Raw genomic sequence first — 11,551 nt, forward strand, 5'->3', positions numbered from 1 at the left:
CGGAAGCTAAGCCTTTCAGCGCCGATGGTACTGCCCGGGGGACCGGGTGGGAGAGTAGGACGCCGCCGGACATAACTTCACGAAACGGGGGTCGGAGCATTGCGCTCCGGCCCCCGTTTTGTGCGTTTGTCCGCTTTCGTCGACCGACCGGATCCAGCCGCTACGGCGGTGAGCCGGGTGGACGCGATGCCGTTCAGGTGCCCCCACCGGGCGTGCGCCGTTCACCAGTGAGGTACGTAGAACACCATGACTTCTCCGCGACGAGGGCCGTCAGGGTCAGATCGAGGCCGTAGCGCCGGCGGCAGTGGCGGCCCAGCCCGTCAGGGTGGCGCCGGCCGTCCGCAGCGCCCCGCCGGACACCGCGGGTCCCGTCCGACCGAGGGCAATCGGGGAGCCCGGCCTGCCGACGGCAGCCGTGGTGCCGCCAACGGCCGCGGATCGTCACGTGACGATCGCCCGAGCGCACCCGGTGGTCCGGGAGGCGAGTGGCGCGATCGGCGTCCCGCCGGCGAGCGGTCTTCCGGTGGCCGTTCCGGCGGCGGTCGTCCTCAGGGCTCGGGTCGCCCGCAGGGTGCCGGTCGTCCGCAGGGTGACCGTCCGCAGGGCGACCGGCCTTCCTGGCAGGACCGTCGTCCGGGCGGTGACCGTCCGCAGGGTGGTCGTCCGCAGGGTGGTGGTCGTCCGCAGGGTGACCGGCCTTCCTGGCAGGACCGTCGCCCGGGTGGGGACCGTCCGCAGGGTGCCGGGCGTCCGCAGGGTGACCGGCCTTCCTGGCAGGACCGGCGGCCCAGTGGGGACCGTCCGCAGACTGGTGGGCGTCCGCAGGGTGATCGTCCGCAGGGGCAGGGGCAGGGTCGTCCGCAGGGTGACCGTCCGGCGTGGCAGGACCGTCGCCCGAGTGGGGACCGGCCTCGGGGGCAGGGTCGTCCGCAGGGTGACCGTCCGGCGTGGCAGGACCGTCGGCCCAGTGGGGACCGTCCGCAGGCTGGTGGGCGTCCTCAGGGGCAGGGTCGTCCGCAGGGTGACCGTCCGGCGTGGCAGGACCGTCGCCCGAGTGGGGACCGGCCTCAGGGGCAGGGTCGTCCGCAGGGTGATCGTCCGGCGTGGCAGGACCGTCGCCCCAGCGGGGACCGGCCGCAGGCGCAGGGTCGTCCGCAGGGTGACCGCCCGGCGTGGCAGGACCGTCGCCCCAGCGGGGACCGGCCCCAGGGGCAGGGTCGTCCGCAGGGTGATCGTCCGGCGTGGCAGGACCGTCGTCCCAGTGGGGACCGTCCGCAGGGCGGGCGCCCCGCGGACCGGGAGCGGCGTCCCGACGCGGAGACCGACGTACGTCGACCCGCCGGGCCGGCTCTGCCGGAGTGGGTCGACCCCCGTGACCTCGACCAGTCGGTCCGGTCGGCGCTGCGTGGGCTCGACTCCCGCAACGCCGACACCGTGGCGCGGCACCTCGTCGCCGCGGGCGGACTGCTCGACGACGAGCCCGAGCTGGCCCTCGAACACGCCCGCGCGGCTCGGGACCGGGCGTCCCGGATCGCCGCCGTCCGCGAGGCCGTCGGTGTTGCCGCCTACCACGCAGGCGACTACGCCGAGGCCGCTCGTGAGCTCAGGGCGTACGCCCGGATGAGCGGGGACGACAGCTACCGCGCGGTGCTGGCCGACTGCGAGCGCGCGCTCGGCCGGCCGGAGAACGCCCTGCGGCTGGTCCAGGAGGCGCTGACCACCGAGCCCGGCGAGGAGGAGCTCGTGGAGCTGCACCTCGTCGAGGCCGGGGCGCGGCAGGACCTCGGTGAGACGGCAGCCGCTGCACTCGTGCTCGAGGCTGCCCTCGGCGGACGGCCGACCCCGGCTGGGTTCGGCCACCCGGACCTCGGTCAGCTCCGACTCGCCACCGCGTACGCCGAGCTGCTCGACGCCCGCGGCGAGGAGGAACTGGCCGGCGACTGGTTCGCCGCCATCGCCGCAGCCGACCCCGACGACCTCACCGGAGTCGCAGCCCTCTTCGCGGACGAGGACGAGGAGGCCGACGAGAGCGAGGCCACCGACGGTCCGGATGTCGACGATTCGACCGTTGATGAGGGGGTCGTCGAGGAGCAGATCGCGCAGGAGGAGGCCGTCGCGCAGGAGGACGCTCCGGCGGCCCCAGCCGACGGCGACCAGCCGGGTGCGGACGACGCTGCGCAGCTCCCCACCGCCGAGATCGGCGGCGTGGAGTTCGCGGACGTCGACTTCGGGGACGTCTCGGCCGATGACATCGAGGCCGAGGTGGCCGAGCTCCTCGGCGAGACCCCGCCCCCCGTGGAGCGGGACCACACGCGCCTGTTCCAGGAGGCGCCCGGGCAGGACGCCCCGGAGCAGGAGCCACCGACGGACTGAGCACCGTCGTCCACACCGGCCAGGTACGTCCACAGAGCGTGGGCGCACCTGGCCGGTGTGCGTTCCGGGCCGCGAGGCTCCCCGCATGAGCCTCGCTGTCATCGACCGGAACGACGTCGTCCTGCGCGGTCGGCTGTCCGCCGCACCCGAGCTGCGCCCGCTGCCCAGCGGCGACACCCTGCTGGTGTTCAAGCTCGTCGTCCGCCGGGACAGCCCGCGGCCTCGGGGGCCGAAGTCCGACGTGATCACCTGCGTCAGCCTGCTGCCGGCCCTCCAGCGCTACGCGGCCGCCTGGACGACCGACGACGTGGTCGAGGTGGAGGGGGCGCTGCAGCGTCGGTTCTGGCGGACCCCGACCGGCACCGCAGTCGCCTACGAGGTCACCTGTCGGCGCGGTCGCAAGGTCGCCCGGGCAGCGCAACGGCCACCCGCCCAGTCGGGGTGAGCTGCCTTCACTCGCCGGTCCGGGTCGGCCGCCGGTCAGTCCCCGTGCGGGCGAAGCACCAGGCCGGTGCGGGGCTTGGGCACGAAGAGCGTGGACTTGCGGGGCATCCGCGCCCCGGCCCGCGCGACCGCCGCGACATCGGCCGGCGAGGGGGAACGCAGCAGCAGAGCCACTCCGCCCCGCTCCTCGGCCAGCCGCAGCGCCTCCTCGACGTCATGGGCGACCAGCACCGACGACGGGTCGTCCGGGCGCCCCCAGAGCCCGGTCAGCAGCGCGGCGTGGGCGAGGACGACGTCCAGCCGGCGCCAGGCCGTGGGCGCCTCGGCCGGCACGGCCGCCCGCATCGCCGGCGACGGTTCGGACAGTTCGGCGACCCGGTGCCCGTCGGTGAGCAGGAACGTGCCGTCTGCGCCGGTGTCCAGCCAGTCCGCGACCACTGCCCGGACGCCGCCGGACGGCGGGACGTCGCGGATCGTGAACCCGGCAGCCGCCGACGCCAGCGCGATCGACATCGAGAGGTCCGGCACCACCCGGTGGATGGCCCGGACGCGGAGCCCGCCGGCCCCCATCGGGGTGACCAGCGCCAGCACGCTGCCGTGCCCGGCCTGACCGCGCTGATGGTCGCGGGCAGCGGCGAAGCGGTGGTGTCCGTCGGCGATCACCGCTGCGGTCCCGGCCAGTGCGCGGGTCAGCCGGTCCAGGAGCGCTCGGTCGGTGACCCGCCACAGCCGGTGGACCACCCCGTCAGGGTCGGCGACCTCGAGCGTCGGCGGGGGCTCCCCGGTCTGCCGGGTCAGCGCCGCCACCTCCGGGTCGGGATCGTGCGCGAGGACGATCGGCTCCAGGTCGGTGTCGGTCGCTGCCAGCAGCGCAGCCCGACCGGCCACCGCCGGGGGGAAGGTGTCCTCGTGCGGGAGCACGGCCACCGACCCGGGAGTCGGCAGGGTGACCGCGCCCAGCCAACCGACCGTGGGGTCGGCCCCCGGCGTGGCCATCTCGTACCGCCACAGCGCGGGGACCTGGTCGCGGACCAGCACGTCTGCGGCCAGCCAGGCCTGCAGCGTCTCCCCGGCCACGGCCGCGGACCGACGGTCGCGCTCGGCGCGGGGCACGTCTGGGCCCGGCAACGGCTCGACGTCGGGCAGGATCAGGCGGACGATGTTGTGCGGATCGGCGGCGGCCAGACGGTCCCGCCCCGCCGGGTTCACCAGGTCGTAGGCCGGTGAGCTCACCCGCGCCAGGTGGTCGGCGTCGTGCTCTCGGTAGGTGAGGGCGCGGAACGGCCGGACGTCGAGGCCCGTCACGTCGGGAGGCGGGGCGTCCGCCGACGTCGTGGGCAGGGAGTCGTCGAGGGCACGGAGTCGATCGTAGGAGCGCCCTCACCGGGGACCGGAGGGGTGCCTGCCGACACGGCAGGGCGTGCAGCGCCGGGGAGGCGCGGGGGAGGAGCTGCGATGGTGGACCCGGGACAGCCGGACGGCGGCGTCTACGACTGGTACCAGCGGGGACTCCACCTGCTGGGCGACGGCAACCCCGATGCGGCTGCGATCCTGTTCGTCCGCGCACTGGCCGCCGAACCTGGTTCGCGGAGCGTCCGGGAGGCGCTCGCCCGGGCCCAGTACGACGCCGGCCGGTACCGCGAGGCGATCGAGAACTTCGGCGCGCTGATCGCGGCCGACCCGGCCGACGACTACGCCCAGTTCGGTCTCGGGCTGGCCGCCAGCCGAGCCGGCGACCTGGAGCTCGCCGCCGAGCACCTCGCGCTGGCCGTGGCGATGCGTCCCGACCAGGGTCACTATGCCCGGGCCCTGCGCGGCGTCCGGGTCCGGCGGGGGATGGCTCCGGAGCCGCCCTGAGAACAGGCTCCCCGGCCGCTGCGACAGGATGACGGCGTGAGCTCTGACGCTGGGTCCAGTCCGCACGCCACCGACGCCCGCCCGCTGCTGGCCGCAGGCACCGACTCCCCACCCACCCGGGCCTACGACGTGGCCCTCCTCGACCTCGACGGTGTCGTCTACGTCGGCCCCGTCGCCGTGCCCGGGGTGCCCGCGGCCCTGGAGACCGCCCGGGACCAGGGCATGCAGCTGGGCTTCGTCACCAACAACGCGGCGCGGACGCCGGAGCAGGTGGCCACCCACCTCACCGAACTCGGCATACCGGCCGCGCCCGCCGACGTCATCACCAGCTCGCAGGCGGCCGCCTCGGTGGTGGCCGGGCTGGTCGGGCCGGGCGCCCGGGTGCTGCCGGTCGGCGGTCCGGGCGTCGCGGCCGCCCTGTCCGCAGCCGGCCTGACGGTGGTCGAGCGGGCGGAGGACGAGCCGGCCGCCGTCGTCCAGGGCTACGGACCACAGGTCGGCTGGGCGCAGCTGGCCGAGGCGGTGGTGGCGGTGCGGCAGGGGGCCCGGCACGTCGCCACGAACACCGACGCGACGATCCCCTCGCCCCGGGGCGTGCTGCCCGGCAACGGAGCGCTGGTCGGCGTCGTCAGCACGGTCACCGGGCAGCAGCCGCTGGTCACCGGCAAGCCCGACCCGGCCATGCACGCCGAGTGCGTCCGCCGGACCGGTGCCCGCCGGCCGCTGGTGGTCGGCGACCGGCTGGACACCGACATCGAGGGCGCGCGGCGGGCCGACGCGGCCAGCCTGCTCGTGTTCTCCGGGGTGGCCACTCCGGCCGACCTGCTCGCCGCCGGCCCGGTGCACCGGCCGGACCTCATCTCCGCCGACGCCGCCGGGCTGCTCGTCGCGCACCCGGCCGTGACCCCGGTCGAGGCCCCGGGCGCCTGGCGGTGCGGCGGCTGGGAGGCCGCCACCGACGGGGAACAGCTCACGCTGCGCGCCGTCGGGCCGGAACGACCGGAGGCCGATGGGCTGGACGGGCTCCGTGCGCTCGCCGTGGCCCACTGGGCGCAGCACGCCGGAGACGGGCGGACGGCGGTGCTGCGCGCCGGTGACGACGCCGCCGCCGAGGTGCTCGCCGGCTGGGGCCTGACCGGCGGGTGAGGACCGGGTGGCGGACCGGCAGGTCAGAGCAGCGAACGCAGCCGCAGCATGTCGCGGAGGCCTGCTTCGAGCTTGATCCGGCCCGACGCCCAGGCCGGCCCGAAGGACAGCTGCCCCGAGGTCAGGGCCAGCAGGTCGTCGCTGGTCATCGTCAGCCGGATGTCGGCCTTGGGCACCGACGGCCCGTCCGGCACGGCGGCCATGTCGTGCACCGAGCCGCGGGCGAGCCGGCCGGCGACCACGTGGTCGAGGTCGGTCAGCCGGCAGGAGACGCTGCGGTCCAGGTCCCGCGCGCCCTCCTTGGCGGCCAGTTTCCCGACGAAGTCGTCCAGGGCGATCATGCACTCGTCGAGCGTCGCCACGTGTGGTGCCTCCTCCAGCCGATGACCGGGCTCGTCCCGGCCGGTCGGTCGGAGCGGGACGCTACCGGCGGGGACGTCGCGCCGGCCGGGCGGTCCGCGGACGCAGCCGCTGCCGTGGGGCGAGGTCGGGTCCACCGCCGCCTCCGGTGCGCCGTCGCCGGTCGGTGGCGGCCGGTAGCCTGCCAGGTGGTCGCCGAGTCCTCGGTGCCCCGGGAACCGGCACGTGCCGGCTCCGGTGAGAACCGTCGGTGGAGGAGGAGCCCGTGACCGTGCCCGGCCAGCCACGCCCGGTCCCGAGCCCCCCTGGCGGCGCGCGCCCCGGTCCGGTACGACCGGCCGGCCCCGACCCGGTCCCGGCGACGACAGCACAGTCGACGGCGACAGCACAGTCGACGGCGACAGCACAGTCGACGGCGCCCAGCGGCGCCGGGGCAGCGCCCTTCGCCGACCTGGCCGGGCGGCCGGTGACGGAGCACGTCGCGGTGTTCGAGGCCGAGCACGAGCGGCTGCAGCGCGAACTGTCCACCATCGACCAGCTCTGATGGCGCGCCGAAGCCGGCTCGACGCCGAGCTCGTGCGCCGCGGGCTGGCTCGTTCCCGCGAGGACGCCGTCGCCCTGATCGCCGAGGGGCGGGTCACCGTCGGAGGTCAGGCCGCCACCAAGCCGGCCACCGGCGTGGAGGCGGGCACGCCCGTCGTCGTCCGCACCGATCCCGACGAACCCCGGTGGGTCTCCCGCGGCGCGCACAAGCTGATCGGCGCCCTCGACGCGTTCGATGTCCCCGTGGCGGGCCGGCGCGCCCTGGACGCCGGCGCCTCCACCGGGGGCTTCACCGAGGTGCTGCTGAGCCGCGGGGCCCGGGAGGTCGTCGCGGTCGACGTCGGGTACGGCGAGCTCGCCTGGTCCCTGCGCACCGACGAACGGGTCGCCGTCCACGAGCGCACCAACGTCCGCGAGCTGACCCCCGAGGCGGTCGGCGGGGTCACCGACCTGGTCGTGGCCGACCTGTCCTTCATCTCCCTGCGCCTGGTGCTCCCGGCGCTGACCGGCTGTGCCGCGCCCGACGCCGACCTGCTGCCGATGGTCAAGCCGCAGTTCGAGGTCGGTCGGCACCGGCTCGGCTCCGGCGGCGTCGTCCGCGACCCGGAGCACCGCGCCGACGCGGTGGCCACCGTGGCGGCGGTCGCCGCCGAGCTCGGCTGGGGCACCGCGGGGGTGGTGGCCAGCCCGTTGCCCGGCCCGGCCGGCAACGTGGAGTTCTTCCTCTGGCTCCGCCGGGACGCACCCCCACCGGACCAGGCAGACATCACCCGAGCAGTTCAGGAAGGACCACAGTGACCGAGCCCCAGCCAGGCGCACCGGCGGGCACCCCCGACGAGGCCTGCCCGGCTCCCCGGCGGGTGCTGCTGGCCGTGCACACCGGACGCGCCGACATCGTCGGTCTCGCCCGGTCCGCCGCTGCCCGGCTCGCCGAGGCGGGCATCGTGGTCCGGCTGCTCGACGACGAGGCCGAGGCGATGGCCGTCCCCGGCGCGGAGGTCTGCCCCTTCGGGCCCGAGGCGGCCGAGGGCGTGGAGATCGTGCTCGTCTTCGGCGGTGACGGCACCTTCCTGCGCGCCGCCGAGCTGGCGCGCAGCACCGATGCGGCGATCACCGGGGTGAACCTCGGCCGGGTCGGCTTCCTGGCCGAGACCGAGCCCGAGGCGGTCGAGGAGATGATCGCCGCGGTGCAGCGCTGCGAGTACGACGTGGAGGAGCGGCTCACCCTGGAGGCGACCGTGCTGGACGCCGAGGGCCGGCCCACCGGCGAGGGCACCTGGGCGCTCAACGAGGTCTCGGTGGAGAAGGTCGAACGGGCCCGGGTGCTCGACGTCGTGCTGGAGGTCGACGGGCACCCGCTGACCAGCTTCGGCTGCGACGGCATCCTCTGCGCGACACCGACGGGGTCGACCGCGTACGCCTTCTCCGCCGGTGGCCCGGTCGTCTGGCCCGACGTCGAGGCGCTGCTGCTCGTGCCGACCAACGCCCACGCCCTCTTCGCCCGGCCGCTGGTCACCTCACCCACGTCGGTGCTGACCATCGCCGTCCCGCCGGACGGCACCCGGGCCCGCGTGTCCGCCGACGGCCGGCGGATCGTCGACGTGCCCGACGGCGGCCGGGTCGAGGTCCGGCGCTCCGAGCGGCCGGTGCGGATCGCCCGGATGAACCCGACCGCCTTCGGGGACCGGCTGGTCGCCAAGTTCGGACTGCCGGTGCGCGGCTTCCGGGACGCCCGGTCCCACGGTCCCGGTCACGAGGCGCCCATCGGGCGCACCAACGTGCTCACCGGCGACGTCAACACCAGCGACGGCGCCCTGCGGACCCCGGAGGAGGTGGGCGGTGGCCACCCGGACGGCCAAGCGTGAGCGGTCGGCTCCGCAGCCGGGACCGGCACGGCCGCAGCACGGCGCGCTGTCGGAACTGCACATCCACGGGCTGGGCTCCATCGACGACGTCACCCTGGAGCTCGGCCCCGGACTGACCGTGGTCACCGGGGAGACCGGCGCCGGCAAGACGATGGTGGTGACCGGCCTGAGCCTGCTCTTCGGCGGGCGGGCGGACCAGGGGCGGATCCGCGCCGGGGTCCGGGCCGGCGTCGAGGGTCGGCTGGTGCTGCCGCCGGAGTCGCCGGTGTGGGCCCGCGCCGCTGACGCCGGCGCCGAGCCCGACGAGGACGGCAGCCTGATCCTGGCCCGCACGTTCAGCGCCGAGGGGCGCTCCCGGGCGCACCTCGGTGGCCGCAGCGTGCCGGTCGGCGTGGTCTCCGAGCTCGCCGAGGACGTGCTCGCGGTGCACGGGCAGACCGATCAGCTGCGGCTCACCCGCCCGGCCGAGCAGCGGCGGGCGCTGGACCGGTACGCCGGCGCGGCGCACCTGGCCCTGGTCGAGGAACACCGCACGGCCCACGCCACCTGGCGGCAGCTGGCCGACGACCTGGACCGCCGCCGCGGCCAGGCGCGGGAGCTCGCCCAGGCCGCCGACGTGCTGCGGCACGGCCTGGAGGAGATCGCCGCCGTCGCGCCCGAGCCGGGTGAGGACGTCGACCTCGACACCCTGGCCAAGCGGCTCGGGGACGCCGACGCGTTGCGGGAGGTCGCCGACACCGCCCGGCTGGCCCTGGTCGGCGACGTCACCGGCGACCTGGGCGGGGACGGCGACCTCCCGCAGGACGCCACCAGCGCGCTGGCCACCGCGGAGCGGGCGCTGGCCTCCTCCGACGACCCGACCCTGGTGCTGCTCGCCCAGGACCTCGCCGATGCGGTGGCCGTGGTCTCCGACGTCGGCGTGCAGCTGGCCAGCTACGTCGCCGACCTGGACGCCGACCCGGCGCGGCTGGCCGAGGTGCTGGACCGCCGCGCGGCGATCACCGCGCTGGTCCGCAAGTACGCCGACGCGGGGGAGGGGCTGGCCGGGGTGCTGGCCTGGTCCGCCGACGCCGCGGACCGGTTGTCCCAGCTGGACGTCTCCGACGAGGCCCTGGCGACGCTGGAGGCCGAGCGGGACGCCGCCCGCGCGGAGCTGGCCGCCCTGTCCGTCCGGGTCACCGCCGGCCGCCAGGCCGCTGCGGAGGGCTTCGCCGCCGAGGTGGGGGAGGAGCTGGCCGGGCTGGCGATGAAGAACGCGCAGGTCTCCTTCCGGATCGAGACCGACCCGGACCAGCCCGGTCCCGAGGGCGCCGACGAGGTCGTCCTGCTGCTGTCACCGCACCCGGGTGCCCCGGCGCGACCGGTGCACAAGGGCGCCTCGGGCGGTGAGCTGTCCCGGGTCATGCTGGCCATCGAGGTGGTGTTCGCCGGCGCCGACCCGGTGCCGGTGATGGTCTTCGACGAGGTGGACGCGGGGGTGGGTGGTCAGGCGGCCGGCGAGATCGGCCGGCGGCTGGCCCGGCTGGCCCGGGAGCACCAGGTCGTCGTCGTCACCCACCTGGCGCAGGTCGCCGCGTTCGCCGACACCCACCTGGTGGTGGACAAGTCACCGGACACCGCGCTGGGCGTCACGGCCACCGACATCCGGGCGGTGCGGGACGAGGACCGGGTGCGGGAGCTGGCCCGGATGCTGTCCGGCCTGGCCGACAGCGACACCGGCCAGGCACACGCCCGTGAGCTCCTCGCCGTGGCAGCCGAGCGAGGCCGCTGACCTCCGGCCTCCTCGCCGGGCCCCGCCGCGAGGTTGCGAGGGGTGGGGGCGAGGGGGCCCGTCGTCAAGGGCGCTTGGCGTACCCGGCGAGGCCGAACTGCAGGAGCGCGAGCCCGCGCCGGCCGCGGGTGCGCAGCTCGGTCACGAGCTCCGGGCCCGACGCGCCGGCCAGCACCCGGTCCCGGGCCAGGTCCAGGAGGGCCGAGTACAGCCCCAGGACGGCGTTCGCGGCCAGCCACGGCTCCAGCTCCCCGGCGGAGGCGCGGGTCTCCAGGGCGATCTGCTCGGCCAGCGTGTCGGTCAGCGCACCGAGGATCTCCCGTTCCCGGGCCTGCAGCGTCCGGCTGGCGCGGATGATGCGGGCCATCTCCGCGACGCCCTCGGCTGCCGCGGGGGAGCCCAGCTGGCTCACCGCGGCGACGACGAAGCTGCCGGCCGCGGCTGCGGCGGACTCCCCGGCGGGGCGTCGGCGGACGGCGTCCAGCAGCGCGGCGCGCATCGGCGGGTCGGCCTCGAAGACCAGCCCCTCCTTGACCGGGAAGTGGTTGAAGACGGTCTTCTCCACGACGCCGGCGCGCTGGGCGATCTCCAGCACGCTGACGTGGTCGAAGCCGCGGGCGGCGAACAGCTCGGCCGCCGCGTCGACGATGGCCTCGCGGGTGCGCAGGCGCCGCTGCTCCCGCAGGTCGGGGCCCCGCCGTTCCCGGCGACGGACCCGCCGGCCGGGGCCGGACGCATCCGCGGCGTCGGCCGCCTGCGGACCGGCTGCCTCTGGTGCCCGGTCGGCCGGCACCTCGGCTGCGGGCTCGGCCGGCAGACGTTCCGTCGTGTTCGGCACCACCGCTGAGGTGGACGCCGCGGCGTCGGGTGCGGTGACAGGAGGTGCGGTGACAGGAGGCGCCGTGACGGGGGCGGGCAGGACGGCGGCGGGCACCGGCGGTCGGGACGGCAGCGGCACCACCCGGGCGGACGGTGGCTCGGCGGCGCGCGTGGGCGCGCCCGCCGCGTCGCGGGCCACGGAGTTCGTGGGCTCGACGTCCGGCGCGGCGGCGTCGTCGGCGAGCAGGTCGGTCGCTGTACTCCGGCGCGCGGAGGCCCCTGCAGTCACAGCAGTCACGCTAGTGACGAGCCGGTCCCGTCCCGGGGCAGCGACGCGCGGGCATCAGCACGGCGAGCCGCCTCGAACCTGGTG

At 76.3% G+C, this 11,551-nt stretch carries 11 protein-coding genes and 1 rRNA gene; 9 read left to right on the forward strand and 3 right to left on the reverse strand.

Features of this window, described 5'->3' with window-relative positions:
* The 3 genes from rrf to O2V61_RS21865 form a co-directional block, all read left to right on the forward strand.
* Positions 1-71 (forward strand): 5S ribosomal RNA (gene rrf / locus O2V61_RS22460); the annotation flags it as partial.
* A 1,363-nt stretch (positions 72-1,434) separates the two neighbouring features.
* Entirely contained in the window at positions 1,435-2,373 is a 939-nt protein-coding gene (locus tag O2V61_RS21860; RefSeq protein ID WP_269185389.1) for a tetratricopeptide repeat protein, read from the forward strand.
* Between the two features lie 85 nt (positions 2,374-2,458).
* Positions 2,459-2,818: a single-stranded DNA-binding protein gene (locus O2V61_RS21865; protein ID WP_269185390.1), complete on the forward strand. Its 360-nt coding sequence runs from the start codon at positions 2,459-2,461 to the stop codon at positions 2,816-2,818.
* Positions 2,819-2,853: 35 nt separating this feature from the next.
* Here O2V61_RS21865 and O2V61_RS21870 read toward each other — a convergent pair whose 3' ends face one another.
* Positions 2,854-4,122 carry a DUF1015 domain-containing protein gene (locus O2V61_RS21870; RefSeq protein ID WP_269185391.1) on the reverse strand — a complete coding sequence of 423 codons (1,269 nt, stop codon included), beginning with the start codon at positions 4,120-4,122 and terminating at the stop codon, positions 2,854-2,856.
* 150 nt (positions 4,123-4,272) lie between these two features.
* Here O2V61_RS21870 and O2V61_RS21875 point away from each other — a divergent pair, with 150 nt between their 5' ends.
* Both O2V61_RS21875 and O2V61_RS21880 read left to right on the forward strand, forming a co-directional pair.
* On the forward strand, positions 4,273-4,674 hold the full coding sequence (locus tag O2V61_RS21875) for a tetratricopeptide repeat protein (RefSeq protein ID WP_269185392.1): 402 nt from the start codon (positions 4,273-4,275) through the stop codon (positions 4,672-4,674).
* Between the two features lie 36 nt (positions 4,675-4,710).
* Complete coding sequence (locus O2V61_RS21880) at positions 4,711-5,820, forward strand: HAD-IIA family hydrolase (RefSeq protein WP_269185393.1); 1,110 nt, start codon at positions 4,711-4,713, stop codon at positions 5,818-5,820.
* A gap of 23 nt (positions 5,821-5,843) precedes the next feature.
* Here the strand turns inward: O2V61_RS21880 and O2V61_RS21885 are convergent, their stop codons facing one another.
* Entirely contained in the window at positions 5,844-6,182 is a 339-nt protein-coding gene (locus O2V61_RS21885) for an alkyl sulfatase C-terminal domain-containing protein (protein WP_269158619.1), read from the reverse strand.
* A gap of 263 nt (positions 6,183-6,445) precedes the next feature.
* Here O2V61_RS21885 and O2V61_RS21890 point away from each other — a divergent pair, with 263 nt between their 5' ends.
* Genes O2V61_RS21890 through recN form a run of 4 tightly spaced genes read left to right on the forward strand, consistent with a single transcriptional unit; the run spans position 6,446 to position 10,359 of the window.
* A complete protein-coding gene (locus O2V61_RS21890) occupies positions 6,446-6,724 on the forward strand; it encodes a hypothetical protein (protein ID WP_269185394.1) in 279 nt (92 codons plus the stop codon).
* Positions 6,724-7,521, forward strand: coding sequence for a TlyA family RNA methyltransferase (locus O2V61_RS21895; RefSeq protein WP_269185395.1), 798 nt, complete (start codon positions 6,724-6,726; stop codon positions 7,519-7,521). Before O2V61_RS21890 ends, O2V61_RS21895 begins: the two co-directional genes overlap by 1 nt.
* Positions 7,518-8,588, forward strand: a complete 1,071-nt coding sequence (locus O2V61_RS21900) for an NAD kinase (RefSeq protein ID WP_269185396.1) — start codon at positions 7,518-7,520, stop codon at positions 8,586-8,588. Before O2V61_RS21895 ends, O2V61_RS21900 begins: the two co-directional genes overlap by 4 nt.
* A complete protein-coding gene (gene recN, locus O2V61_RS21905; RefSeq protein WP_269185397.1) occupies positions 8,563-10,359 on the forward strand; it encodes a DNA repair protein RecN in 1,797 nt (598 codons plus the stop codon). The genes O2V61_RS21900 and recN overlap by 26 nt, the downstream gene beginning before the upstream one ends.
* 64 nt (positions 10,360-10,423) lie before the next feature.
* Here recN and O2V61_RS21910 read toward each other — a convergent pair whose 3' ends face one another.
* Positions 10,424-11,467 (reverse strand): TetR family transcriptional regulator, encoded by a 1,044-nt coding sequence (locus O2V61_RS21910; protein WP_269185398.1) that lies wholly within the window; start codon positions 11,465-11,467, stop codon positions 10,424-10,426.
* Between the last annotated feature and the right edge of the window lie 84 nt (positions 11,468-11,551).

The organism is Modestobacter sp. VKM Ac-2985, from assembly GCF_026967925.1.
Classification (GTDB): domain Bacteria; phylum Actinomycetota; class Actinomycetes; order Mycobacteriales; family Geodermatophilaceae; genus Modestobacter.

Coding starts and splice junctions, on each gene's coding strand:
- O2V61_RS21875 (WP_269185392.1), top strand. CDS start 4,273: ATGGTGGACCCGGGACAGCCGGACGGCGGCGTCTACGACTGGTACCAG.
- O2V61_RS21865 (WP_269185390.1), top strand. CDS start 2,459: ATGAGCCTCGCTGTCATCGACCGGAACGACGTCGTCCTGCGCGGTCGG.
- O2V61_RS21895 (WP_269185395.1), top strand. CDS start 6,724: ATGGCGCGCCGAAGCCGGCTCGACGCCGAGCTCGTGCGCCGCGGGCTG.